This is a genomic window from Pseudarthrobacter sp. As-47 (assembly GCF_058215595.1).
This window is the reverse complement of record NZ_CM177088.1, coordinates 851,474-877,774: the sequence shown is the minus strand read 5'-3', so window position 1 is coordinate 877,774 and position 26,301 is coordinate 851,474. Positions and strand designations below refer to the sequence as shown.

Sequence of the window (26,301 nt, the reverse complement as noted above, 5' to 3'; positions counted from 1 at the left end):
TGGTGTGAACGTCTTTTGAATCCGTTCACGAAAAGGGTGTGTGGTGTAAGTTATCGGCCTATTAGTACCGGTCAGCTTCACGAGTCGTTAGTCCTCGCTTCCACATCCGGCCTATCAACCCAGTGGTCTGGCTGGGGGCCTCTCACACACAAGGTGTATGGAAATCTCATCTTGAAGCGAGCTTCCCGCTTAGATGCTTTCAGCGGTTATCCCATCCGAACGTAGCTAATCAGCGGTGCACTTGGCAGTACAACTGACACACCAGAGGTTCGTCCGTCCCGGTCCTCTCGTACTAAGGACAGCCCTTCTCAAATTTCCTGCGCGCGCAGCGGATAGGGACCGAACTGTCTCACGACGTTCTAAACCCAGCTCGCGTACCGCTTTAATGGGCGAACAGCCCAACCCTTGGGACCTACTCCAGCCCCAGGATGCGACGAGCCGACATCGAGGTGCCAAACCATGCCGTCGATATGGACTCTTGGGCAAGATCAGCCTGTTATCCCCGAGGTACCTTTTATCCGTTGAGCGACGGCCATTCCACAATGTACCGCCGGATCACTAGTCCCGACTTTCGTCCCTGCTCGAGATGTCTCTCTCACAGTCAAGCTCCCTTGTGCACTTACACTCGACACCTGATTGCCAACCAGGCTGAGGGAACCTTTGGGCGCCTCCGTTACTTTTTAGGAGGCAACCGCCCCAGTTAAACTACCCATCAGGCACTGTCCCTGACCCGGATTACGGGCCGAAGTTAGATGTCCAAAGTGACCAGAGTGGTATTTCAACGATGACTCCACCCGAACTGGCGTCCGGGCTTCAACGTCTCCCACCTATCCTACACAAGCCACTCCGAACACCAATACCAAACTATAGTAAAGGTCTCGGGGTCTTTCCGTCCTGCTGCGCGTAACGAGCATCTTTACTCGTACTGCAATTTCGCCGAGTTTATGGTTGAGACAGCGGGGAAGTCGTTACTCCATTCGTGCAGGTCGGAACTTACCCGACAAGGAATTTCGCTACCTTAGGATGGTTATAGTTACCACCGCCGTTTACTGGGGCTTAAATTCTCAGCTTCGCCTTGCGGCTAACCGGTCCTCTTAACCTTCCAGCACCGGGCAGGAGTCAGTCCGTATACATCGTCTTGCGACTTCGCACGGACCTGTGTTTTTAGTAAACAGTCGCTTCCCCCTGGTCTCTGCGGCCCCGATCCCCTCCACACCGCAAGGGTGTATCAAGGTTGGGGCCCCCCTTCTCCCGAAGTTACGGGGGCATTTTGCCGAGTTCCTTAACCATAATTCTCTCGATCGCCTTAGTATTCTCTACCTGATCACCTGTGTCGGTTTGGGGTACGGGCGGCTAAAACCTCGCGTCGATGCTTTTCTCGGCAGCATAGGATCACCAAATCCCCCCAAACGGGGGTCCCATCAGATCTCAGGCATCATGAACAGCGGATTTGCCTACCGTTCGCCCTACATCCTTAGACCGGGACAACCATCGCCCGGCTTGGCTACCTTCCTGCGTCACACCTGTTAATACGCTTGCCTCCCAGGATCAGGTCCTGCGCTCCACCAAAACCCTCACACCACAAGGGCGATCGGGCAGGTCTCGGGCAGTTAGTATCCCCTGTTCAGCATGGGCGGTTTTTCGCCGGTACGGGAATATCAACCCGTTGTCCATCGACTACGCCTGTCGGCCTCGCCTTAGGTCCCGACTTACCCAGGGCAGATTAGCTTGACCCTGGAACCCTTGATCATTCGGCGGACGGGTTTCTCACCCGTCTTTCGCTACTCATGCCTGCATTCTCACTCGTGTAGGCTCCACCGCTGGTTTACACCGCGACTTCACCGCCCACACGACGCTCCCCTACCCATCCAGACGCCTGAACCACAAGGGCTTAGCTAATATCTGAATGCCACAACTTCGGCGGTGTACTTGAGCCCCGCTACATTGTCGGCGCGGAATCACTTGACCAGTGAGCTATTACGCACTCTTTTAAGGATGGCTGCTTCTAAGCCAACCTCCTGGTTGTCTTCGCAACTCCACATCCTTTCCCACTTAGCACACGCTTAGGGGCCTTAGTTGGTGGTCTGGGCTGTTTCCCTCTCGACTATGAAGCTTATCCCCCACAGTCTCACTGCTGCGCTCTCACTTACCGGCATTCGGAGTTTGGCTGACGTCAGTAACCTTGTAGGGCCCATTAGCCATCCAGTAGCTCTACCTCCAGCAAGAAACACGCAACGCTGCACCTAAATGCATTTCGGGGAGAACCAGCTATCACGAAGTTTGATTGGCCTTTCACCCCTACCCACAGCTCATCCCCTCCATTTTCAACTGAAGTGGGTTCGGTCCTCCACGACGTCTTACCGTCGCTTCAACCTGGCCATGGGTAGATCACTTCGCTTCGGGTCTAGATCACGCCACTGCAACGCCCTATTCAGACTCGCTTTCGCTACGGCTGCCCCACACGGGTTAACCTCGCGACGTAACACTAACTCGCAGGCTCATTCTTCAAAAGGCACGCCGTCACCAGAATCAGACTGGCTCCGACGGATTGTAAGCACACGGTTTCAGGTACTGTTTCACTCCCCTCCCGGGGTACTTTTCACCTTTCCCTCACGGTACTGGTCCGCTATCGGTCATTAGGGAGTATTTAGGCTTATCAGGTGGTCCTGACAGATTCGCACGGGATTTCTCGGGCCCCGTACTACTTGGGATACTCATCCGGGCGGTACACAACATTACGGTTACGGGGCTAACACCCTCTCTGGCCGGCCTTTCAAGACCGTTCACCTATGCCTGCACATCACACCCCACTGCCCCGGCAGAGACAGTACGGAAAGTCCCACAACCCCGACCATGCAACGCCCGCCGGCTATCACACATGGAACGGTTTAGCCTGATCCGCGTTCGCTCGCCACTACTAACGGAATCACTATTGTTTTCTCTTCCTGCGGGTACTGAGATGTTTCACTTCCCCGCGTTCCCTCCACGCACCCTATGTGTTCAGATGCGGGTCACCAGGCAACTCGCGCCCCTGGCGGGGTTTCCCCATTCGGACACCCTGGGATCACAGTCCGGTTATCGACTCCCCCAGGCTTATCGCAGATTCCTACGTCCTTCTTCGGCTCCTAATGCCAAGGCATCCACCGTGTGCTCTTAAAAACTTGACCACAAAAGATCAAAAACGCTAATTTTCGAGAGAACCACAGAAACCAACCACACCCAACAACACCACCCCCAAAAGGATGACACCATCACGCGCAGCCAGATCCAGGTTCATATTCTTGGAAATTGCTTCTTATAAAAGATGCTCGCGTCCACTATGTAGTTCTCAAACAACAACCCCGTACCACACACCCCACACACACAAACATGCATGATCGCTGCAGCCAGGAAACCAGAAACACACAAACCCGCAACCCCCACCCCCACAACAAAGAAGGGGCAAGACATCACGGCCCTGTTGCCTCAGGACCCAACAGTGTGCCAAACACTAAACCACCCATCCCACACCAGCACCCTTCCAGGAACCCCCACAAAGGAAGGAACCGTACTAAGCACCGGAAAAGACCGGCAGCCGCTATTCGCTGATATTCCACCCTTGAGCACCCGCCGCAGAACAATCGTCTGCGCAACGGGCTGTACTCCTGACAAACCCCCGCACCGCATACACGGCACGAACAATCTGTAGGTGCTCCTTAGAAAGGAGGTGATCCAGCCGCACCTTCCGGTACGGCTACCTTGTTACGACTTAGTCCCAATCGCCAGTCCCACCTTCGACAGCTCCCTCCCACAAGGGGTTAGGCCACCGGCTTCGGGTGTTACCAACTTTCGTGACTTGACGGGCGGTGTGTACAAGGCCCGGGAACGTATTCACCGCAGCGTTGCTGATCTGCGATTACTAGCGACTCCGACTTCATGGGGTCGAGTTGCAGACCCCAATCCGAACTGAGACCGGCTTTTTGGGATTAGCTCCACCTCACAGTATCGCAACCCTTTGTACCGGCCATTGTAGCATGCGTGAAGCCCAAGACATAAGGGGCATGATGATTTGACGTCGTCCCCACCTTCCTCCGAGTTGACCCCGGCAGTCTCCTATGAGTCCCCACCATCACGTGCTGGCAACATAGAACGAGGGTTGCGCTCGTTGCGGGACTTAACCCAACATCTCACGACACGAGCTGACGACAACCATGCACCACCTGTAAACCGACCGCAAGCGGGGCACCTGTCTCCAGGTATTACCGGTTCATGTCAAGCCTTGGTAAGGTTCTTCGCGTTGCATCGAATTAATCCGCATGCTCCGCCGCTTGTGCGGGCCCCCGTCAATTCCTTTGAGTTTTAGCCTTGCGGCCGTACTCCCCAGGCGGGGCACTTAATGCGTTAGCTACGGCGCGGAAAACGTGGAATGTCCCCCACACCTAGTGCCCAACGTTTACGGCATGGACTACCAGGGTATCTAATCCTGTTCGCTCCCCATGCTTTCGCTCCTCAGCGTCAGTTAATGCCCAGAGACCTGCCTTCGCCATCGGTGTTCCTCCTGATATCTGCGCATTTCACCGCTACACCAGGAATTCCAGTCTCCCCTACATCACTCTAGTCTGCCCGTACCCACCGCAGATCCGGAGTTGAGCCCCGGACTTTCACGGCAGACGCGACAAACCGCCTACGAGCTCTTTACGCCCAATAATTCCGGATAACGCTTGCGCCCTACGTATTACCGCGGCTGCTGGCACGTAGTTAGCCGGCGCTTCTTCTGCAGGTACCGTCACTTTCGCTTCTTCCCTACTGAAAGAGGTTTACAACCCGAAGGCCGTCATCCCTCACGCGGCGTCGCTGCATCAGGCTTGCGCCCATTGTGCAATATTCCCCACTGCTGCCTCCCGTAGGAGTCTGGGCCGTGTCTCAGTCCCAGTGTGGCCGGTCACCCTCTCAGGCCGGCTACCCGTCGTCGCCTTGGTAAGCCATTACCTCACCAACAAGCTGATAGGCCGCGAGTCCATCCAAAACCACAAAAAGCTTTCCACCCCCCACCATGCGATGAGGAGTCATATCCGGTATTAGACCCAGTTTCCCAGGCTTATCCCAGAGTTAAGGGCAGGTTACTCACGTGTTACTCACCCGTTCGCCACTAATCCAGGAGCAAGCTCCCATCATCGTTCGACTTGCATGTGTTAAGCACGCCGCCAGCGTTCATCCTGAGCCAGGATCAAACTCTCCGTTGAAGTAAAACAGACACAACCCCCAGCCCCGGGAAAACGGGACAAAAAGGCTGCACAAAATTTGAAACCAGCTGTAAAAACCAGACCACCCACAGGGGCGGACGATCCAGTCAATTCAACCAATCACTAAACAATTGGTATCAACAAACTTGGCACACTATTGAGTTCTCAAACAACAGACACACCCGGCACCACCACCAGCAAACAAACACCGTGGATCGCTCCGGAGCAACTTCTCAAACTTACCGGCTGTCTTCTCACTTGTCAAACCGGCGTCCGCGACTCTCTTTAGCCAGGGGCTTGAGTGTCGGTTTTTCCGTCTGACTCCGTGGAGCAGCGCGGAAATAAACTCTACCACCACTCTTTCCAGAAGGCCAACCGGGCAGCGGACCCTCCCCTGCACGCCGGCAACAGGACATGAAAAAGCCCGGAACCACGGGGATTCCGGGCTTTTCCGTCGAGCCGGTGTCAGCCTGCGGCCGGAGCTCCAGGCTTGAAGTAGGCGGCGCCCAGCGGAGGCAACGTGACGCTGAGGGTTGCCGGCTGTCCGTCCTGCCCCTTGTCCGTGGCCGTCAGCTGACCGGAGTTGAGGACACCGGATCCGCCATAGGTCGTTGCGTCTGTGTTCAGCACTTCCGTCCAGGCCCCGGCTTCGGGTACACCAAGGGTGTACCCGACGTGCGGTGCTCCCGAGAAGTTGATGGCGCAGACCAGCGGGTTGTTCTCCTTGTCCCAGCGGATAAAGGACAGGACGTTCCGGTCGGCGTCTCCCCCGTTGATCCACTGGAAGCCGCCGGGCTCGTTATCGCGGGTGTACAGCGCAGGGGTGGATGCGTACAGCTCGTTGAGGTCCTTGGTCAGCAGCTGCAGTCCCTTGTGCGCGGGGATGTCGGCAAGCCACCAGTCGAGCCCGTGCTGTTCGGACCATTCCGCTTCCTGGCCGAATTCCGTGCCCATGAAGATGAGCTGCTTGCCCGGGTGCGCCCACTGGTAGGCAAAAAAGGCACGCAGGTTCGCCAGCTGCTGCCAGCGGTCTCCGGGCATCTTCCGCAACATGGATCCCTTGCCGTGGACTACCTCATCGTGGCTGATGGGCAGCAGGAAGTTTTCCGTGAAGGCGTACACCAACGAGAAGGTGACTGTTCCGTGGTGCCATTTGCGGTTGATCGGCTCCTCCGCGACGTACTTGAGGGAGTCGTGCATCCAGCCCATGTTCCATTTGAGGCCGAAACCCAGCCCGCCGTGGCTGGTCGGCGCGGTCACACCGGGGAATGCCGTGGATTCCTCGGCGATCATGACAGCGCCGGGGTGCGTCTTGTACACCGTGGCGTTGACTTCCTGGAGGAAGGAGATGGCTTCGAGGTTTTCCCGGCCGCCGAAGCGGTTGGGCTGCCACTGCCCCTCCTCCCTGGAGTAGTCCAGGTACAGCATTGAAGCCACCGCGTCCACGCGCAGGCCGTCAATGTGGAACTCGTCCAGCCAGTACAGGGCGTTGGCCACCAGGAAGTTCCGGACTTCAGTGCGTCCGAAGTCGAAGATCAGCGTGCCCCAGTCCGGGTGTTCGCCCAGGTTGGGATCCGCGTGCTCGTAAAGGGGTTCGCCGTCGAACTGGGCAAGCGCCCAAGCGTCCTTGGGGAAGTGGGCAGGAACCCAGTCAAGCAGCACGCCGATGCCTGCCTGGTGCAGGGTGTCCACCAGGTAGCGGAACTCGTCGGGGTGGCCGAATCGTGAAGTGGGTGCAAAGTAGGAGGTGACCTGGTAACCCCATGATCCGCCGAACGGATGCTCGGCCACGGGCATGAACTCCACATGGGTGAATCCGAGCCACTTAACGTACTCCACGAGTTCTTTGGCCAGTTCCCGGTACCCCAGGCCCAGGCGCCATGAACCGAGGTGAACCTCGTAGACGCTCATTGCCGAGTTGTGTGGGTCCCGCTGGGCGCGGGCCTCCATCCACTCCTGGTCTTTGAAGGCGTAGGAAGGCTCCACGACCCTGGACGCAGTCAGGGGCGGCACCTCGGTTCCGAAGGCCAGGGGGTCGGCCTTCTCCACCCAGTGGCCGGCCTTGGTCCGGATTTCGAATTTGTAGCACGCCCCTGCTACAACGCCCGGGACGAAGATTTCCCACACTCCCGAGGAACCCAGCGAGCGCAGGGAGTTTTCCCGGCCGTCCCAGGCGTTGAAATCGCCCTTGACCCGGACAGCCTGTGCGTTGGGCGCCCAGACTGCAAAGGAGACACCGTCCACATCCCCCATCGCGGACTTGTAGTGCTGGACGTGGGCGCCGAGGACTTCCCACAGTTTTTCATGGCGGCCCTCACCGATGAGGTGCAGGTCCACTTCGCCCACGGTGGGCAGGTAGCGGTAGGGATCGTCCACGGTGACCGGATCCGCGCCCGGGTAGGTGACGGAGAGCCTGTAGTCGGGTACGTGTCCCTGCTGCAGCGGCTCGAGGACGGCAACCCACACGCCGTGTGCCTCATGCTCCATGGGGACCTCGCCTGCCGGCGTGAGGACGGAGATTGCTTCCGCAAGGTGCTTCACCGTACGGATAGTGACGTGGCCGTAATCGTCAAGGTGCGCGCCCAACACAGAGTGGGGGGCGTGGTGTTCACCGTTGGCGATCCTGCCAAGGGTGCCTTCGTCGACCTTCAGCGGCACCCCCGGCCGGTCAGTTTGTGCTGAGCCTGTCATTTCGTTACCTTCCGATGCTGCCCCGGCGTTGCCGCAGGCGCCATTGCTGCCCAGGAGCCGCCTGGAGGCGTTCACGGGGATCGCCAGCCAGTCGGGCCTGTTACGCATTTCATAAACTACTTCGTACAGTGCCTTGTCCAGCCACAATGCCACAAAGAGCGGCGACTCCCTGTCCACCGTTCCGGGAGTGACCCCCGCGTACCCGGCCAGGAAGGCCTCCGCGCAGTCGTCAACCCAGCCTGCAGGCACCTGCGCGCCCTCCTGTTCGCGCTGGGCCGCGCCGGCCGCGTAATCGAAGGACCGCAGCATGCCGACGACGTCCCGCAGGGGAACATCAGGGACGTTCCGCTCGGCGACGGGCCGCAGCGGTTCACCCTCGAAATCGAGGATCACCCACCGTGCCTCGGTTCCCGAATGGCCGGGAACCTGGAGTATCTGCCCCAGGTGGAGGTCCCCATGGATGCGCTGCAGCGCACCGGCGGGCGCATGGTCAAGACGGCCCAGGAGCGCGTCCAAGGCGTCGTCGTAAGGTCCGACGGCGGCACCGGCCTCTGCCCACGCCTGGCGGACCCGCTGGGCTACTGCGGGCGCAATGACCTGCCCGGGTTGCGGCTCGGCGGCCTGCCCCAGCGCCTGGGCCAGACGCTGGTGCACGGTGGCCGTGGCTGCACCCAGGGCATGTGCTTCTGCCGTGAAGTCGGTGCCCGAGCGGGCGGCATCGACAGCAAGGCGCCATGCATCGCGGCCGCCTGCGAGGAACTCGTGCGCTACCGCCAGCACGCCCTGGACGTACCGGGGCCCCTTGGCCGTTGTGGACGCGGGCAGGCCATGGCCGAGCCACTCGCCGCGCACCCAGCCAAGGGTGGCCGGAACTTCGGAAGTACCTGCAGCCGTGAGGGCGGCACCCACCTCAACCTCGGGATTCGTCCCCTCCGAGAGCACGCGGAAGAATTTCACGATCGCGGCGGAGTCGCCGTCGTCCACAATGACTGAACTGTTGGACTGCTCGCCGGACAGCACCTTCACAACTCCGCGGGCAGTGGGGAGCCGGAACTCCCCAGGGACGCGGAAGCCTGCTGCAGTGCCGTTGGGCGCCTTTTCCTCGTGCCGGATGAGTTCCAGCCAGCTGCCCACGAAGTCGGGGTCGTGGACGGCGTCGTAAACCCAGGTCCTGGACGGGTCCATCCCGGCGGCCTGGCCAACCAGCGCCCGCTCCATTCCGGCTGCCGGCGCGTGCCGGAAGCTCAAGGGGACCTGGACGACGGCGGTCCGGGTGCCGCCGTCGGGCGTTTGCGTGGTGACGCGCAGGAGGAATACGGCCAGGCCGGCGTGGCCGGACGGATCCTCCAGCCCAAGGCTGCCGGCCTGGGACATCTCGAAGTCGGGCGTCTTGACCGGGAACCAGCGCTGCCGTGGCAGCCATTCCTGGAGCAGGGAGGTGAGGGCGGGGGTCAGTATGGGCTGGTTCATATCAGTTCTCGATCGACAGAATCGGCATCGCCTGCGTGTACGGCGACGATGGGTTGGAGGCTGCTGAACGGATCCGCAGCCAGAAGAAGTCGTGGCTGCCGAGGGTCAGGGTGAGGTTTCCGTCCTCACCGATGCCGGGGAACGGCTGGCCGCCGAAGACGTCGCGCAACCCGCGCCCGGCGAACTGCGGGACCCGCAACTGGGCCGCCACCGGATGCTGCGAGAGGTTGAACGCGCAGAGGATGGTCTCCCCGTCGACGCCGGCTGAATTGTCCTTGGGCAGCTCGCGGAGATACGCCAGTACGGCGTCATGGTCCGCCTCAACGTGTTTGAAGGCGCCCAGGCCGAACGCCGGGTGGTTCTTGCGGACACTCAGGATCTGCCTTGTCCAGCGGAGCAGCGACCCTGAATGGGCGGCCTCTGCCTCCACGTTGGCCATGGCGTAGTTGTAGACCAGGGACTGGATGGGAGGCAGGTAGAGCTTGCCCGGATCCGCGTTGGAGAAGCCGGCGTTCCGGTCCGGGTTCCACTGCATGGGCGTGCGCACGGCGTCGCGGTCTTCAAGCCAGATGTTGTCGCCCATCCCGATCTCATCCCCGTAGTAGAGGAACGGGCTGCCTGGCAGCGAAAGCAGGAGCGCGTTGATCAGTTCGATTTCGGCGCGGGAGTTGTCCAGCAGGGGCGCGAGCCTGCGCCGGATTCCGATATTGGCCCGCATGCGCGGGTCGGGGGCGTACCAGCCCAGCATGGCGGCGCGTTCATCGGCCGTGACCATTTCCAGCGTCAGCTCGTCATGGTTCCGCAGGAAGGTGCCCCACTGTGCCCCGTCCGGGATTTCCGGGGTGTCGTGCATGGTTTCGATAATGGGGGCGGCCTTCTGGTCACGCAGTGCGTAGTACAGGCGCGGCATGATCGGGAAGTGGAAGGCCATGTGGCATTCGGGCTCTTCCTCTGTCCCGAAGTACTCCACCACTTCATTAGGTGGCTGGTTGGCTTCGGCAATAATGACCCGGCCGGGATAGCTTTCGTCCACCATGGTGCGGAGCCTGCGGAGGAACTCGTGCGTGGCCGGAAGGTTCTCGCAGTTGGTCCCTTCCTCCTCATACAGGTAGGGGATGGCGTCTGCACGGAACCCGTCGATGCCCTGGTCAAGCCAGAACCGGACCACATCGAACAGTGCCCCAATTACCTTGGGGTTCTCGAAGTTCAGGTCCGGCTGGTGGCTGAAGAACCGGTGCCAGAAGAACTGGCGGCGGATGGGGTCGAAGGTCCAGTTGGATTCCTCGGTGTCCACGAAGATGATGCGTGCGTCCTGGTACTTCTCGTCCGTGTCGCTCCAGACGTAGAAGTCCCCGTAGGGGCCGTCCGGGTCCTTGCGCGACTCCTGGAACCAGGGGTGCTGGTCTGAGGTGTGGTTGAGGGGCAGGTCGATGATCACCCGCACGCCCCTCGCATGGGCCTCCGCCACGAGGCGTTTGAAGTCGCTGATCGTGCCGAACTCGTCCAGGACCGAGTTGTAGTCCGAGATGTCGTAGCCGCCGTCCCGCAGGGGTGACTGGAAGAACGGCGGCAGCCACAGGCAGTCCACACCCAGCCACTGGAGGTAGTCAAGCCTGTCGATGAGTCCGGAGAAGTCACCGGAGCCGTCGCCGTTCGCATCCGCGAAGGCCCTCACAAGCACCTCGTAGAACACCGCCTTCCGGTACCACAGCGGATCATGCTGCAGGCCCGGGGCATTTAACTCAAACGTGCTCTTTGGGGTGAAATGCTGGCCCGAACCCTGCGGGTTGAAATTCACTGATGCATTCTCCTCACGCGCAGGATATGTGCGGGCTCGACATGCGGGTCGAGGCGGACGTAGTTGTACTCGCCCCATTCCCAGCTCTCCCCGGAAATGAGGTCGTCCACGTGGAAGCCCCCATTGTGGGTCAGGTCCTGGGGGTCGAGTTCCAGCGCGGGCAGGTCAAGCGAGACGGTGCATTCCCTGGTTCCATGCGGATCAACATTCACCACGATGATGAGGGTGTCCTTGGACCCGTCCGGAAGGGTCTTGTGCTTGGAGTAGACCACCGTGGCGTTGTCGGTGCTGTGGTGGACCGTCAGGTTCTGGAGGTCCTGCAGCGCCGGGTGGGCATGGCGGATCTCGTTGAGTCTGGTGATGTACGGGGCAAGGGTCCGGCCGGACTGGGCGGCGGCGTCCCAGTCACGTGCCTTGTACTCGAACTTTTCGTTGTCGATGTACTCTTCAGCGCCGGGCCGGGCCACGTGCTCGTACAGTTCGTAGCCGGCGTAGACGCCCCACAACGGGCTGGCCGTCGCCGCCAGCGCGGCCCTGATCTTGAAGGCCGCAGGCCCGCCGAACTGCAGGTATTCCGTGAGGATGTCCGGAGTGTTGACGAAGAAGTTGGGGCGGAAGAACGCCGGGGACTCGTGGCTTACTTCCGTAAAGTACGCCTCGATTTCCTTCTTGGTGTTACGCCAGGTGAAGTAGGTGTAGGACTGCTGGAACCCTGCCCGGCCAAGGGCGTGCATCATGGCCGGCCGGGTGAAGGCCTCGGCCAGGAACACCACCCCGGGAACCTTTTTGTTGACCTGCGCAATGAGCCATTCCCAGAACCACACGGGCTTGGTATGCGGGTTATCCACCCGGAAAATCTTTACGCCGTGGCTTACCCACAGCAGCACAATCCGAAGAATTTCGTTTGAGAGGCCCTCAGGATCATTATCGAAATTCAGCGGATAAATGTCCTGGTACTTCTTCGGGGGATTTTCCGCATAGGCGATGGAGCCGTCCACGCGGGTGGTGAACCACTCGGGGTGCGACTGCACCCAGGGGTGGTCCGGGGCGGCCTGGAGCGCAAGGTCCAGGGCCACTTCCAGGCCCAGCCCGTTGGCCCGCGCCACGAAGGCATCAAAGTCATCGAATGTGCCAAGGTCGGGGTGGATGGCGTCGTGGCCGCCTTCCGCTGCCCCGATGGCCCAGGGTGACCCGGGATCGTTCGGGCCTGCGATCAGCGTGTTGTTGGGACCCTTGCGGTGCTGCACGCCGATCGGATGGATGGGCGGCATGTAGATGACGTCAAAGCCCATAGCCGCCACGGCATCAAGCCGTTGGGCAGCGGTGCGGAAGTTGCCGGAGGTCCAGGCGCCCGTGGTGTGGTCCTTGACGGCGCCTTCGGAGCGGGGAAAGAACTCGTACCAGGCACCGCGCCCGGCGAGGTCACGTTCAACCAGCAGGGGGAACCGCCGGGACACGGTCACCAGTTCCCGGATGGGCTGGCGGGCGACAATGTCCGCCACCTCCGCGCTGAACCCGGCGCCCAGGCGTTCCTCGGTGGTCAGCGACGCATCAGCAAGCGTGCCGGCGGCCCGGCCCAGGGCTTCCCTGTCCGCTTCGTTCCGGGAGTCGTCGCCGGATGCTTCGGCAAGCAGCGCGGACCCTTCGGCAAGCATGAGCTCCACATCGATCCCGGCGTCCACCTTCACCTCGGCATTGTGGTGCCAGGTGCCGTAGCGGTCGTGCCAGGCTTCGATCGCGAAGGACCAGTCACCGGTGTCCGACGGCGTGAGCACGCCCTCCCAGCGGTCCGTTCCCATGCCCCGTTCCCCGCGCGGCGGTGCGAGCCTGACGCGCTGGCGTTCGTTGCCTTCGGGGTCGAAGAGCACGGCGCTGACGCCCAGCTGGTCATGGCCCTCGCGGAAGGCGGTGGCTCCCACCACGATTCCTTCGCCCGGCAGGGCCTTGGCAGGGAACTTGCCATCTTCCACGACCGGCTGCACGGCGGTGATCGGAAATCGTCCGAACCGCAGCCCGTCAGCGATGAGGCCCTTTGACATTTTCATTGATGCGGCACTGGTTCCTGATGTAGTCGTCACAAGCTCGACGTTAGCGAGAAATGTGCAGGAATGCTAAGGCTGCGCACTAAATTCGGTGCGTCAGTCGTCATTTCCTCTGCGCTATCTGTCATTTACCCAAAAGAGACCCGAAGCTGGTTCCGGCCGCGCATGTTGTCCGTTAGTGTGACGCAGGTGAAGGCAATCCGCAGATTTACCGTCCGTACAGTCCTCCCCGAACCGATCCGTCCGCTGGCCCGCCTGGCAAGCAACCTGCGCTGGTCCTGGCACCGCCCCACGCGGGAACTTTTCGAGGGTTTGAACCCCCGCCTCTGGAAGGAAAGCGGCCAGGATCCGGTGGGCTTCCTGGGGATGGTGAGCCGCGAGGAATTCCAGCAGCTCGCTGCTGACCGCGCGGTCGTGGAGCGGGTAAGGGCAGCCGAGCAGGACCTGGACCGCTATCTTGAGGAACCGCGCTGGTACCAGGGCCTGGGCCCCGATGCGCCTGCGTCGATCGCGTACTTCTCCCCGGAGTTTGGCATCACCGAGGTGCTGCCGCAGTACTCCGGCGGACTGGGGATCCTGGCCGGCGACCACCTGAAGGCAGCCTCGGACCTGGGCGTGCCGCTGATCGGTGTGGGCCTGCTGTACCAGGCGGGCTACTTCAAGCAGTCGCTGTCCCGGGACGCGTGGCAGCAGGAGACCTACCCGGTCCTGGACCCGGACGGCCTGCCGCTCACACTGCTGCGGGAGCCTTCCGCGGACGGCATCGGCCGCCCCCTGCAGATCGCACTCCCCCTCCCCAACGGCAGGCGCCTGCTGGCACACATCTGGCGCGCCGACGTCGGACGCGTTCCCCTGCTGCTCCTGGACTCCAATGTCCCCGGAAACGACGACGCCGCCCGCAGCATCACCGACCGCCTCTACGGCGGCGGCGGCGACCACCGGCTGCAGCAGGAACTGCTGCTCGGCATGGGCGGGGTCAAGGCGCTGCGCGCCTTCCAGCAGCTCACCGGCACTGCCGCTCCGGAAGTGTTCCACACCAATGAGGGGCACGCAGGCTTCCTGGGCATCGAACGCATCCAGGAACTCATGGCCGGGGAGCAGGCGCTGACGTTTGACGAAGCCCTTGCCGCCGGGCGGGCTTCCACCGTTTTCACCACGCATACGCCGGTTCCTGCCGGCATCGACCGGTTCGAGATCGCGCAGATCCACCACTTCTTCCAGGCCGGCCTGGCACCGGACGTGCCGGTTGACCGCATCCTGGAACTGGGGCGCGAAAACTATGCTGACGGCAACCCCTCGGTCTTCAATATGGCCGTGATGGGCCTTCGCCTGGCCCAGCGCGCCAACGGCGTGGCCAAACTGCACGGCGAAGTCTCCCGCGGCATGTTCTCCGCACTGTGGCCCGGCTTCGACCACTCCGAGGTGCCCATCACGTCGGTGACGAACGGGGTGCACGTGCCCACCTGGGTGGACAGCCGCATCTCCAAGCTGGCTCGGGACCAGTTCGGCAGCGAGGCCGAAGCCAACGGCCGCTGGGACCTCGCCTACAACGTCAGCGACGCGGACGTGTGGGCACTCCGGCGTGAGATGCGGTCGGCGCTGGTTGACGATGTCCGCCTCCGCCTCCGCGCTGCCTGGAAGAAACGCGGCGCGGCAGATGCCGAGCTGGGCTGGACGGACAAGGTCCTGGACCCGGACATCCTGACCATCGGTTTTGCCCGGCGCGTGCCCACGTACAAGCGCCTCACCCTGATGCTGCGCGAGCCGGAACGGTTGAAGGCGCTGCTGCTGCACAAGGAACATCCCATCCAGCTGGTCATCGCGGGCAAGTCCCACCCCGCAGACGACGCCGGAAAGAAGATGATCCAGGACCTGGTCCGCTTCACGGACGATCCTGCGGTCCGGCACAGGATCGCCTTCCTGCCGAACTACGACATTGCCATGGCCCGCACGCTGTTCCCCGGCTGTGACGTCTGGCTGAACAACCCGCTGCGGCCCCTGGAAGCATGCGGCACCTCCGGCATGAAGGCGGCGCTCAACGGCTCGCTGAACCTGTCCGTCCTGGACGGCTGGTGGGATGAGATGTACGACGGCGAGAACGGCTGGGCGATTCCCACCGCCAACAACGGTGCATCCCCGGAGGAACGGGACGACATCGAGGCAGCCGCGCTGTACGAGCTGCTGGAAACGCAGGTTGCCCCGCGCTTCTACGGCAGCACGGTGTCCGCGGGCGCGGGCGCTGCAGGGCCCTCGACGTCGGAGGCGGAGAAGGTGCCCACGCACTGGGTCTCCATGATCAAGCACACCCTCTCGCATCTTGGACCGGCAGTTTCCGCGGAACGCATGCTGCGCGACTATGTGAACATCCTCTACCGCCCGGCGGCGGAGGCGGGGCGGAGCGCCTCCGCCAACTCCTACTCGCAGGCCCGTACCCTGGCGGCCTGGACGGCGAAGGTGCGTTTGGCCTGGCCGCTGGTGCATGTGGAGCACGTGGACTCTGTTGGGGTGTCCGAGGATCCCCAGATCGGGGACATCCTCCAGGTCAACGCCTATGTGGCGCTGCACAATCTCACCCCCGAGGACGTCTCCGTTGAAGTGGCCTACGGCCGGGCAGAAGAGAGCGACAGCCTGACGGATATCACGGTCATGGAACTGAAGATGCAGGAGGACCTGGGCAGCGGGCGCCACTTGTTCAGCGGATCCCTGGTGATCGACCGCTCGGGACCGTTCGGCTACACCGTCCGGGTCCTGCCGCGGCACGACGCCCTCGCCTCCAAAGCCGAACTGGGACTGATCGTCAACGCCTAGACAACAGCCAGCGCCTACGCCCAGTTCCTGACCACCCGGGAGGACCTTATGACCGAAGGCACGGTGGCCGATGTCATTGTGGAACGCCTCGGAACTTGGGGGGTCACCCGGGTTTTCGGCTACAGCGGCGACGGGATCAACGGTTTCATGGGGGCCCTGCGGAGGGCCGAAGGACGCGTTGAGTTCGTGCAGGCAAGGCACGAGGAAACCGCTGCCTTCATGGCAGTAGGCCACGCCAAGTACACCGGCGGGGTGGGGGTGGTCACCTCCACCCAGGGACCTGGTGCCGTGCACCTGCTGAACGGGCTCTACGACGCCAAGCTCGACGGCGTTCCGGTGGTGGCTATCGTCGGGCAGCAGAGCCGCACGGTGCTGGGCTCGGCCTACATGCAGGAAATCGATCTGATGTCCCTGTTCAAGGACGTGGCTGCACAGTTCGTCCAGCAGGTCAACGTTCCGGAACAGCTGCCGATGGTCCTGGACCGGGCCTTCCGCACCGCCAAGGCGACCTCCTCGCCGTGCGTGGTCATTGTTCCGCATGACATCCAGTCCGCCCCGGCGCCGGAACTGGACCAGGAGCACGGCATTGTGGTCACCGCACCGTCGTGGAGCACCTCTGCCAAGACTCCCCGGGACAAGGACCTGGAGGCTGCGGCAGCACTGCTGAACTCCTCGCACCGCGTCGCGCTGCTGGTGGGACAGGGAGCCCGGCACGCTGTGGACGAGGTTGTGGCGCTGGCGGAAATGCTGGGCGCCGGAATTGCCACCAGCCTGCTGGGCAAGCCCTATGTGGACGAGACCCTTGCCTTCGCCGCGGGCACCATGGGTCACCTGGGGACCACAGCCAGCGCTTACCTGCTCGGCAACTGCGACGCGCTGGTCATTGTTGGCTCCAACGATCCCTGGACGGAGTTTTATCCGCCGCCCGGGGCAGCGCGCGCCGTCCAGGTCGACATTGACGAGCGGAAGATCGGCAACCGGTACCCGGTTGAGGTTGGCCTGGCGGGTGATGCAGCGCCCGCGCTCCGTGCCCTGATGCCGCGGCTGCGCCCGCGTCCCAGAGGGCAGTGGCAAACGGACGTGGAGCAGGAAGTTGCCCGCTGGCGGGCCTTGGCTGAGGAACGGGCCGCCGTGCCGGCCGTACCCGTGAACCCTGAACGGGTGGTCCGCGAGCTGACCGGACGGCTGCCCGGTGATGCCTTGTTGAGTGTCGACGTCGGCAGTTGCGTTTATTGGTACGCCCGCCAGCTGGTGCTTCCGCCGGGCGTCCCGGCGCACCTCTCCGGGACCTTGGCCAGCACGGGGTGTTCCCTCCCCTACGGCATTGCGGCAAAACTCGCCCACCCCGACCGTCCGGTCGTAGCCTTAGCTGGCGACGGCGCCATGCAGATGGCGGGCATCGCCGAACTTATTACAGTGGCCCACCGGTGGCGGCAGTGGACGGATCCCCGGTTCGTGGTCTGTGTGTTCAACAACCGGGAGCTCACGGAGGTGACGTGGGAGCAGCGGGAGTCGGAGGGCGAACCACGGTTCGCAGCAAGCCAGGAGCTTCCCGACTTTCCGTTTGCCGGCTACGCCGACCTGCTGGGCCTTAAAGGCATCCGGGTGGAAGATCCGGAGCTGATTGGCGACGCCTGGGACCAGTCCTTCGCGGCAGACCGCCCCGTGGTTATTGAAGTACTCACAGACCCAGAGGTCCCGCTCCTGCCGCCGTTCCCCGCCGGCAGGGAGAAGGCGGAGAACATGCGCAAAGGCCTGGCGGCAGAGGACGACGGCAGCCGGGCAACGGAGCTGCTTGGCACCTATGTCTCGCATGAAGAGCGCGGCGGGTAGGACCCCGAAGGCTGGCTAGAGCAGGATGGCGGTAACGGCCAGGTCTTTCCCGGCGTAGCGCTCGGCGTCCTGGAGGATTTCGCACATGATCCCGAACGACCTGTCGCTGCGGAAGGGAGCAGCCACCAGCCACAGCACAGTGACGGGAGGATTGCCGTTGTCCGTGATGCTGTCCGCAAAGTCGTGCAGCGAATCGTTCAGCGCATCGAGATTCACCCCGTAGTGCTCCGGAAAGTCCAGGACCTCGCCAAAGGCTTCCAGGACAGCCTTCCTGCTGTCCGCAGCGGGGACCACCAGGCTGCGGCGGCCGGCGTCGGCCACCTGTTCCTGCAGCTCCTCCAGGGTCCAGGTGTCTCCGGAGTAGATCTTCATGGTTTTGCTCAGCTGCCTTCCGCGATGAACTTAAAGGACTCGTAGTGGTCGTCGGTGTAGTACTTGTCGCCACCGGCCCCGGCCACGATGCGGCGTGCTCCCCTGTCCGACTCGCCAGGCGTTGGCACGGTGTATTCGCGGTAGTAGCCCCTGTCCTGCCGCGGCAGGATGCGTTCGAAGTTGCCGAACGTCTGGTCATCCTGGTTGTAGCGGTACGGTCCGCCGGCACGAATCAGGTTAAGCACCCTGCGGCCCTCGGCCGGAAGCGCAGATTCCCGAATCTCCGGCAGCCCGGAAAGATTCTCCGGCGCGGCCGCGGGCGGGGCTGGGGTTTGTGGCGCCGCCTGCTCTCCGGAAGCGGCACCGGGCGCCGGCACGGAACTGGAGGTGGCCTCCGGCGTCGCGCCTTCCGTCAGCTGGTCCAGGAAACCTGTGCCGCCGAAAGCAAGCAGGGCCAGTACCGCCAGGCCGGCCAGCAGCAAGGGAAGGATGGAGCGGTTGCGCATTCTTGTGGTCCCGTGGCTTAGGTCGATACCGCGCTAGGTGCGGTAAATGCTGATGGAATGGGCTTCGACGAGGTCCTTCTCCCCTGACGCCACCCGGCCGCCCTGGCGCAGCTCGTGGAGCGGCGAGGTGGTCAGGCGGAGCTCGAACATCTGCGGGTGGGTGCCTTTCGCTGTGACGCGGGGCAAGGTAATACGGACGTCGGAGTTGCTGCCGTTCACCACCATGAGGCCGGCGAGCTCGCCGTTGTCGGATCCAAGCAGGAGCTGAACCACGCGGTGGTGGGGATCGTTCCAGCGTTCCATGGACATGGGGTGGCCGTCCTGGTCGAACCAGTGGAGGTACGATTGCTCGTCCCGGACCGGGAAGTCGTGGGGCTGCGCGGCCAGGAACTCCTTGCGCAGGCGGATGTACCGCTTGGTGCTGCGGAGCATTTCGTGCGATTCCGGAGTGCGGGTCCAGTCCAGCCAGGCGATGGGGTTGTCCTGGCAGTAGGCGTTGTTGTTTCCCTGCTGGGTCCGCGCCAGCTCATCGCCGGCAGCGATCATGGGCACGCCCAGGGAGATGAGCAGCGATGCCATGAGGTTGCGGCGGGACTGGGCCCTCCTGGCCAGGATCACGCCGTCCTCGGTGGGGCCTTCGACGCCATGGTTGTAGCTGCGGTTGTCTCCGTGCCCGTCCCTGTTCTCTTCGCCGTTGTCCTCATTGTGCTTGCGGTCGAACGAGACGAGGTCATTAAGCGTGAAGCCGTCGTGGGAGGTGATGAAGTTGACTGATGCCAGGCGGGAACGGCCGGAGGCCTGGAACAAGGCAGCGGAACCGGACAGCCCGTCCGCGAGTTTGGCCAGGGACCCGCCGTGGCCCCCGGCGTCCAGGGCAGCCCGGTCAGCCAGCCAGAACGACCGCAGCGCGTCACGGAAGTGGTCGTTCCAGTCAACCCAGCCGCCCGGGAACCTTCCGGTCTGCCAGCCGCCGTAGCCCACATCCCAGGGCTCGGCAATCAGTTTGACGTCCGAAAGGACAGGGTCCGCGGCAATGGCGACGAGGAACGGGTGCCGGGGGTCGAAGTCGTTGGCAGCATTCCGGCACAGCGTCACCGCGAGGTCGAAGCGGAAGCCGTCGATGTGGAACTCGTCCACCCAGTACCGAAGGGAGTCCAGCACCATCTGGACCACGCGGGGTTCACCGAAGTTCAGGCTGTTTCCGCAGCCCGTGGTGTCCACGTACTTACCGTGTCCGTCCGTCCGGTAGTACGCCTGCTCCCCCAGCCCGCGGAAGCTGATGGTCTGGCCGTCGGGGCCGCCCTCGGCCGTGTGGTTGTAGACGACGTCGAGGATGACCTCCAGCCCGGCGGCGTGGAGGAGTTTGACCATTCCCTTGAACTCGTCCTGGACGGCCTGCGGGCCGGCCTCCTGGGCTGCACGGGTGGCGTAGCCGGGGTGCAGGGCGAAAAAAGCCGCCGTGTTGTAGCCCCAGTAATTTGTCAGTCCCAGGTCCTGCAGGTGGGGTTCATCCAGGTGGAAGTGCACCGGCAGCAGCTGCACCGACGTGATTCCCAGGCTGGTGAGGTGCTCGATGATGGCAGGGTGGGCCATGCCGGCGTAGGTGCCGCGGAGCTCCTCCGGAACATCAGGGTGGAGCATGCTTTGTCCGCGGACGTGTGCTTCGTAGATGATCGTGTTGCGCCACGGCAGCCGGAGGCGTTCGTCTGTTCCCCAGTCAAAGTCCCCCGCCATGCGCACGCTGGTCAGGAAGCCATCGCGCTGGTCCACCGCCCTGCCGTACGGATCAAGCAGCAGCGGCTGGCCGCCGTCGTCATCAACGTCCGCCGTGGGCACGGCGAAGGGCAGGGACTGCTCGCTGGACGCCGGACGGAACCCATAGCGGGATCCGTACGGCAGGTCCTCAACGATCCCGTGGTGGACGCCATGGGTCACGTTGGGGAGCGACTGGAGCTTCCACTCCCCGCCAGGGGCGATGTATGCGATGTCCAGGCTGGAGACGCCCGGCGCGTAGCAGGCCACGTTGGCACGCCCGCCCGCCCGGTGGCGTGAACCTCCCGAATCGGCGCGCGGAACACTCACACCGAGCGGAACGGCCGTGGAGGCGTCCATGGTGGAAGCAGTGTCGAAGAGCGGCATGACCATCACCTAAATATTAGCCGCCAGCGGCACGTGTCCTGCCCGGACGCCTTGGCTGCGCCGGGTACTGCTCAGGGGAGGGTTTTTGCAGCGGGAAGCTCCCGCCCCCTCCTACTTGGCTGCCCGCTGCCGGGAGACTTCGTAAAGCGAGATGCCCACCGCCATGGAGGCGTTCAGCGATTCCATGGCGGAATCAATGGGAATGGACACGATCTGGTCGCAGTTCTCGCGGACCAGCCTGCTGAGGCCCTTGCCTTCCGAGCCCACCACGATGCACACGGGTTCCGTAGCAAGCGTCAGGTCGGGCAGGGAAACGTCGCCGTCGCCGTCCAGGCCCAGGACGAAGATCCCCATGTTCTTGAACTGCTTCAGGGCGTTGTTGAGGTTCGATGCCCGGGCTACTGGTACGCGGACTGCGGCGCCGGCACTGGTCTTCCAGGCCGAGGCGGTCACTCCCACGGAGCGGCGTTCGGGGACGATGACGCCGTGGCCGCTGAAGGCGGATACCGAGCGGATGATGGCGCCGAGGTTGCGGGGGTCGGTGATGCCGTCCAGCGCCACGAAGAGCGGCGCATTGGAGATGTGGCCCTTCTTCCATTTATCGACTGTGTCTTCAGCCAATTCGTAGGCGTCCTGGTAGTCATACGGCGGAATCTGCAGCACCAGGCCCTGGTGCACGGCATCATCGGTCATCCGGTCCAGTTCAGGTTTGCCTGTTTCCAGCAGCGGGATGCCGCGCTCGGCCGCGAGCTTCAGCGATTCCTTGACGCGGTCGTCCATTTCGATGCGGATGGCGACGTGCAGTGCCTTGGCCGGGATGCCGGCGCGCAGGGCTTCCACTACCGAGTTGCGGCCGGTGACGACTTCCTCGGTGGCGCGGCCCTTGGGACCGGACCGGGCTGCCCCGGCGCTGCGGGCGCCCGGGTTGCGCTTGGCTGCGGAGCGTTCCGAGAGCTGCTTGGCCTTGTGCGCTTTGTGGTACGGGCGGTCCTCCGCCTTGGGCGTGGGGCCCTTGCCTTCCAGGGCCTTGCGGCCGTGGCCACCGGTCCCGATGGTTGGGCCCTTCTTCGCTTTAACCGATCGGCGACCATTGTTGGCCATTGTGTTCCACCCTTGATTGTGTTGACTGAGTCTGCCTACCAGTCTACTGAACCAGGAAAAATCGCCCGCTCCGGAGCCAGGTGCCTGCTGGCGGCGGCCCGGTCAGTCCCGCTTCAGGCTCCAGGTGGGACCGTCCGGCCCGTCTTCCACCACCACGCCGGCGGCGGCCAGGGTGTCCCGGATGGCGTCCGAGGCGGCCCAGTCCTTGGTGGCCCGGGCTTCGGCGCGGGCGGCGAGCTGCGCTTCAACGAGAACACCCAAGGCGGCGTGTTCCTTGCCTCCGCCCTCGAGGGGCTGCTGGACGGCGTCGAGCCCAAGGACTTCGGTCATGGTCATGACCGCTGCCAGGGCATCACGGCCGTCCTGGTCGGAGCCTTCGGCAAGGGCCGTGTTGCCGGCGCGCACGGTCTCATGCAGTGCAGCCAGGGCCCGGGGGACGTTGAGGTCATCGTCCATGGCCTCGGAGAACGCCTGCAGCGCCCCGGCGGCGGTGCCGGTGTTGCCCTCGACGAAGCCGGCGCCGGATCCAAAGCGTGTAGTGGCTTTGGCAATGAACCCATCAATGCGTTCGACGGCGGCCGCGGCCTCCTGCAGGGAAGTGGGACGGTAGTCCAGGACGGAGCGGTAGTGCGCCTGCCCCAGGTAGTAGCGGACCACCCGCGGCGATGCGAGTTCGAGCATCTCGGCCGGGCTGATGGTGTTGCCGATGGACTTCGACATCTTTTCGCCCTCGTAAGTCACCATGCCGTTGTGCATCCAGAAGCTGGCGAACGGGTGGCCTGCGGCCTGGGACTGGGCCATTTCGTTCTCGTGGTGCGGGAAGCGAAGGTCAAGGCCGCCGCCGTGGATATCGAACTCGGTGCCAAGGTATTTGGTGACCATTGCGGAGCATTCCAGGTGCCAGCCCGGACGGCCGGCGCCCCACGGGGAGGCCCAGCTCGCCGTCGTCGGCTCTCCCTCTTTGGAACCCTTCCACAAGGCGAAGTCGCGTGGGTCTTTTTTCCTGTTGCTGAATTGGGCCTCGACGTCCGGCGCTGCCTGCATATCGTCAATGTTCTGCCGGGTCAGGGCACCGTACTTGCTCCAGGAACGCACATCGAAGTACACGTCTCCGGAGCCATCCGGGGCGGGGTAGGCGTGGCCGCGGTCGATCAGCTGGCTGATGAGGGCGTGCATCTCGGGGATGTGGCCGGTGGCGCGCGGCTCGTAGGTGGGCCGGGAGACACCCAGGGTGTCGTAGGCCTTGAGGAATTCCTGTTCGTAACGGTAGGCCAGCGCCCACCACTCTTCCTCGCGGACCGCGTCCGGTCCGGAGTCGAAGCCGGGTTCGAAGGATTCTGCGGACTTGGCCAGGATCTTGTCGTCGATGTCTGTGACATTCCGGACCACCGTTACCCGGAAGCCGCGGTAGGTCAGCCAGCGGGTGAGCTGGTCGAATGCGATGGCCGAGCGGATATGGCCCACGTGGGGCATGCCCTGCACCGTGGCCCCGCAGTAGTAGAGGCTGGCCTTGCCCTCGAGGAGGGGCACGAAGTTCCGGACTTCGGCGGAGGCGGTGTCATAGAAGCGCAGGGTCACCGCTCCAGATTAGCTGATGGGAAGGTGCGGCCTTGGATACACCAAAGCGGTGGCCACCGCGGAGATGCCTTCTCCCCGGCCGGTAAATCCCAGGTGGTCGCTCGTGGTGGCCGTGACACTCACCGGCGCGTCGGCGGCGTCGCTCAGGACCTGCTGCGATTCCTCCCGGCGCGGACCGAACTTGGGCCGGTTGGCGACGAACTGGACAGCAATGTTGCCGATCTCGAACCCGGCAGCGCGGACAATCCGCGCCGCCTCGGCCAGCAGCGTGGTTCCCGCGGCGCCGGCGAACTCTGGCCTGTCCGTGCCGAAGTGCGTGCCCAGGTCACCCAGCCCGGCGGCGGAGAACAGCGCATCCGCAGCCGCATGGGCCACGGGATCACCGTCCGAGTGCCCGGCGAGGCCGCGCTCCCCGGGCCACAGCAGTCCGCCGAGCCACAGCGGGCAGGGCTGGTCTTCGGGGGCGTAGGCGTGCACGTCCAGGCCAATGCCGGTGCGGGGAATGATCATTTCAGCAGGTTCCATTGCTAGCCTTCCACCCAGCGCGCACCGAGCGGGCCCTCCAGGAGCCCTTCGGCGAGGATAAGGTCCAGCGGAGTGGTGATTTTCAGGGACTGGGTGGACCCCCTGACCACGTGGACGGGGATCCCGAGCATTTCCACGAGCATTGCGTCGTCGGTGACCGCTGCTGACTCGTTCTGGTCCAGGCCCCGCGCCGCCTCGTGGGCTTTCAGCAGCGTGTCGAGGTGGAACCCCTGGGGAGTCTGCACCGCACGGAGTTCCTCGCGGGGCGCTGTTCCGGTCACCACCTCCGGCGCCAGGTGGGCGTCCTTCCCCGTGGTGGCCGCGACCGTCTTGACGGTGTCCACCACCGCCACGGCAGGAATGACCGCAGCCGCCCCTGCGGCGAGTGCGTCAGTGACGCGGTGGAAGACCGACTCCGGCGTGAGGGCACGGGCGGCGTCGTGCACCAGCACTGCCTCTATGCCGTCCATCAGGGCCGCCAGGCCGGCACGGACGGACTCTGCCCGGGTGGCGCCGCCGTCCACGATGGAAAGGAGGGGACCGCCGTCGGCCAGTTCCTGCCGGAAGTCCTCGCACAGCTGGCGGAGCGTGTCCTCTCCGGGGGGCAGCGCGATGCACACCTGGCTGCCGGTTCCGGAGGCCACGATGCCGCGGAGGGCATGCATCAGGATAGGTTCGCCGCCCAGCGGCACCGCGGCTTTCGGGATGCCGTAGCCCAGCCTCTGCCCTGAACCTGCTGCCACCAGGATCACTGCGGTGACCGGGCGGGTGGGTGTTTCGCTCATGCGGACTAGCCTACGTCCCTGCAGGCCGCGGGCGCCTGAGCACCTGCGGTTGAATCTTAAGGTGCGGCTTTTGGGCAAAAAGAAGCCCCGGCGCCACATAGGTGACACCGGGGTTCAATTCTTAGGAAGCCAGGACCTCGTCGAGAACGCTTGCGGCCTTCTCCTCGTCGGTCTTCTCAGCCAGCGCCAGTTCTGAAATCAGAATCTGCCGGGCCTTGGCCAGCATTCGCTTCTCGCCTGCGGAAAGGCCCCGGTCGTGATCGCGGCGCCACAGGTCGCGAACGACCTCTGCGACCTTGATGACGTCACCGGAAGCAAGCTTCTCCAGATTTGCCTTGTACCTACGTGACCAGTTGGTGGGTTCTTCCGTGAACTCGGCACGAAGCACATCGAATACGTGCTCCAGGCCTTCCTTGCCCACTACGTCCCGAACCCCAACAAGGTCAACGTTCTCTGCTGGAACTTCAATGGTCAGATCACCCTGGGCCACCTTGAGCTTGAGATACATTTTCTCTTCGCCCTTGATGGTGCGCATCTTGATTTCTTCAATCTTCGCAGCACCGTGGTGAGGGTAAACTACTGTCTCGCCGACCTCAAATACCATGTGGACATTTCCCCTTTCCCGCTGACCAGTTTATCACGATTCAGGCATATGACCGGCCGGGAAGAGAGCCGGGAACCGCAGAAATACGCGGAAAATAGGCCTAATCGGACCCCTCCACCCCCTTGACGAACACGGATAATAGTGCATGCAAGGGGCCTGAAGGAAGGGTGATGTGACACCGCCGAATCCGCGTTTGGCCTGCTTTGCGGATAGGCTATGCGTGATTAATGTTTCAAGACTCTTGAGGAGTACGCGACGTGCGTTTCACTGCGATGACCCGGGCCCAGCGCGGCAAACTGGCACTGACGGCAGCCGCCCTTGGCGTGGGCCTGCTGGCGTCGGGCTGCGGGTACACCAATTCCCAGCAGACCACCGCCCGTTACCAGGCCTCGGACGGCATCATCGCCGACCTCGGCCCGCTCCAGCTCCGGAACATCCTGATCGTCTCCGCGGGCGAGGACCAGCCGGGCCGCCTGATCGGCGCCGTCTACAACTCCTCTTCACAGGACGTGACCCTCACGGTCAACGGCGCGGAAGGTTCGCAGACCGAAGTTCCCGTCAAGGCCAACTCCTCCACCCTGCTCAACGAGAGCTCCGACGAAGCCATCCTCAGCACCACGGGCGGAATCCCGGGCTCCCTCGTGGACGTCAAGATCAGCGAAGACGGCACCAACGTCAGCAACACGGTGAAGGTTCCCGTGCTGGACACCACGCTGCCCGAATACAAGGAGTACCTGCCGGCCGGGAGCACTCCGGCACCCACCTCCGCCAGCCCGTCGCCGTCGGAATCCGAAGAAGCCGCCGGGGGCGACGGCCACTAGGCAGCC

The 26,301-nt window shown here is 63.4% G+C and carries 14 protein-coding genes and 2 rRNA genes; 3 read left to right on the top strand and 13 right to left on the bottom strand.

Features of this window, described 5'->3' with window-relative positions; genetic code table 11:
- Positions 1-40 precede the first annotated feature (40 nt).
- From AC4BCK_RS04155 to AC4BCK_RS04135, 5 genes are all read right to left on the bottom strand, one after another.
- Positions 41-3,167 (bottom strand): 23S ribosomal RNA (locus AC4BCK_RS04155).
- Positions 3,168-3,699: 532 nt separating this feature from the next.
- Positions 3,700-5,222, bottom strand: a 16S ribosomal RNA gene (locus tag AC4BCK_RS04150).
- The 16S and 23S rRNA genes sit together here, the layout of an rRNA operon.
- Positions 5,223-5,687: 465 nt before the next feature.
- Positions 5,688-9,383: a 1,4-alpha-glucan branching enzyme gene (locus AC4BCK_RS04145; RefSeq protein WP_490566607.1), complete on the bottom strand. Its 3,696-nt coding sequence runs from the start codon at positions 9,381-9,383 to the stop codon at positions 5,688-5,690.
- Between the two features lies 1 nt (position 9,384).
- Entirely contained in the window at positions 9,385-11,181 is a 1,797-nt protein-coding gene (gene treS / locus AC4BCK_RS04140) for a maltose alpha-D-glucosyltransferase (protein ID WP_174178622.1), read from the bottom strand.
- Positions 11,178-13,220, bottom strand: coding sequence for an alpha-1,4-glucan--maltose-1-phosphate maltosyltransferase (locus AC4BCK_RS04135; RefSeq protein ID WP_490566895.1), 2,043 nt, complete (start codon positions 13,218-13,220; stop codon positions 11,178-11,180). The genes treS and AC4BCK_RS04135 overlap by 4 nt, the downstream gene beginning before the upstream one ends.
- Positions 13,221-13,412: 192 nt before the next feature.
- Between AC4BCK_RS04135 and glgP the strand changes: the two genes are divergently transcribed.
- Together glgP and AC4BCK_RS04125 are read left to right on the top strand one after the other, a co-directional pair.
- Entirely contained in the window at positions 13,413-16,031 is a 2,619-nt protein-coding gene (glgP, locus tag AC4BCK_RS04130; protein WP_174178624.1) for an alpha-glucan family phosphorylase, read from the top strand.
- 48 nt (positions 16,032-16,079) lie between these two features.
- Positions 16,080-17,864 carry a thiamine pyrophosphate-requiring protein gene (locus tag AC4BCK_RS04125; protein WP_490566606.1) on the top strand — a complete coding sequence of 595 codons (1,785 nt, stop codon included), beginning with the start codon at positions 16,080-16,082 and terminating at the stop codon, positions 17,862-17,864.
- Between the two features lie 15 nt (positions 17,865-17,879).
- Here AC4BCK_RS04125 and AC4BCK_RS04120 read toward each other — a convergent pair whose 3' ends face one another.
- From AC4BCK_RS04120 to AC4BCK_RS04085, 8 genes are all read right to left on the bottom strand, one after another.
- A complete protein-coding gene (locus AC4BCK_RS04120) occupies positions 17,880-18,236 on the bottom strand; it encodes a barstar family protein (RefSeq protein ID WP_174178628.1) in 357 nt (118 codons plus the stop codon).
- 8 nt (positions 18,237-18,244) lie between these two features.
- Positions 18,245-18,742: a guanyl-specific ribonuclease gene (locus AC4BCK_RS04115; protein WP_174178630.1), complete on the bottom strand. Its 498-nt coding sequence runs from the start codon at positions 18,740-18,742 to the stop codon at positions 18,245-18,247.
- A 33-nt stretch (positions 18,743-18,775) separates the two neighbouring features.
- A complete protein-coding gene (gene glgX / locus AC4BCK_RS04110) occupies positions 18,776-20,887 on the bottom strand; it encodes a glycogen debranching protein GlgX (RefSeq protein ID WP_366285618.1) in 2,112 nt (703 codons plus the stop codon).
- 105 nt (positions 20,888-20,992) lie between these two features.
- Positions 20,993-21,982 (bottom strand): 23S rRNA (guanosine(2251)-2'-O)-methyltransferase RlmB, encoded by a 990-nt coding sequence (rlmB, locus tag AC4BCK_RS04105; RefSeq protein ID WP_066273821.1) that lies wholly within the window; start codon positions 21,980-21,982, stop codon positions 20,993-20,995.
- Between the two features lie 102 nt (positions 21,983-22,084).
- Entirely contained in the window at positions 22,085-23,560 is a 1,476-nt protein-coding gene (cysS, locus tag AC4BCK_RS04100) for a cysteine--tRNA ligase (protein WP_400598130.1), read from the bottom strand.
- Between the two features lie 9 nt (positions 23,561-23,569).
- Positions 23,570-24,070: a 2-C-methyl-D-erythritol 2,4-cyclodiphosphate synthase gene (gene ispF / locus AC4BCK_RS04095; RefSeq protein WP_174178758.1), complete on the bottom strand. Its 501-nt coding sequence runs from the start codon at positions 24,068-24,070 to the stop codon at positions 23,570-23,572.
- A 17-nt stretch (positions 24,071-24,087) separates the two neighbouring features.
- Positions 24,088-24,870 (bottom strand): 2-C-methyl-D-erythritol 4-phosphate cytidylyltransferase, encoded by a 783-nt coding sequence (gene ispD / locus AC4BCK_RS04090; protein WP_364275413.1) that lies wholly within the window; start codon positions 24,868-24,870, stop codon positions 24,088-24,090.
- 121 nt (positions 24,871-24,991) lie between these two features.
- Positions 24,992-25,474, bottom strand: coding sequence for a CarD family transcriptional regulator (locus AC4BCK_RS04085; protein ID WP_011690592.1), 483 nt, complete (start codon positions 25,472-25,474; stop codon positions 24,992-24,994).
- Positions 25,475-25,731: 257 nt separating this feature from the next.
- On the opposite strand from AC4BCK_RS04085, the gene AC4BCK_RS04080 reads away from it, so the two are divergent.
- A complete protein-coding gene (locus tag AC4BCK_RS04080) occupies positions 25,732-26,295 on the top strand; it encodes a hypothetical protein (RefSeq protein WP_374724860.1) in 564 nt (187 codons plus the stop codon).
- The last annotated feature ends 6 nt before the right edge of the window (positions 26,296-26,301 follow it).

What these genes read in the sequence shown, in the direction of transcription:
- AC4BCK_RS04120 (WP_174178628.1), bottom strand. Translation starts at nt 18,236, where the DNA reads ATGAAGATCTACTCCGGAGACACCTGGACCCTGGAGGAGCTGCAGGAA.
- ispF (WP_174178758.1), bottom strand. Translation starts at nt 24,070, where the DNA reads ATGATCATTCCCCGCACCGGCATTGGCCTGGACGTGCACGCCTACGCC.
- AC4BCK_RS04085 (WP_011690592.1), bottom strand. Translation starts at nt 25,474, where the DNA reads ATGGTATTTGAGGTCGGCGAGACAGTAGTTTACCCTCACCACGGTGCT.
- rlmB (WP_066273821.1), bottom strand. Translation starts at nt 21,982, where the DNA reads ATGGCCAACAATGGTCGCCGATCGGTTAAAGCGAAGAAGGGCCCAACC.
- ispD (WP_364275413.1), bottom strand. Translation starts at nt 24,870, where the DNA reads ATGAGCGAAACACCCACCCGCCCGGTCACCGCAGTGATCCTGGTGGCA.
- AC4BCK_RS04145 (WP_490566607.1), bottom strand. Translation starts at nt 9,383, where the DNA reads ATGAACCAGCCCATACTGACCCCCGCCCTCACCTCCCTGCTCCAGGAA.
- glgX (WP_366285618.1), bottom strand. Translation starts at nt 20,887, where the DNA reads ATGGTCATGCCGCTCTTCGACACTGCTTCCACCATGGACGCCTCCACG.
- AC4BCK_RS04135 (WP_490566895.1), bottom strand. Translation starts at nt 13,220, where the DNA reads ATGTCAAAGGGCCTCATCGCTGACGGGCTGCGGTTCGGACGATTTCCG.
- AC4BCK_RS04115 (WP_174178630.1), bottom strand. Translation starts at nt 18,742, where the DNA reads ATGCGCAACCGCTCCATCCTTCCCTTGCTGCTGGCCGGCCTGGCGGTA.
- AC4BCK_RS04125 (WP_490566606.1), top strand. Translation starts at nt 16,080, where the DNA reads ATGACCGAAGGCACGGTGGCCGATGTCATTGTGGAACGCCTCGGAACT.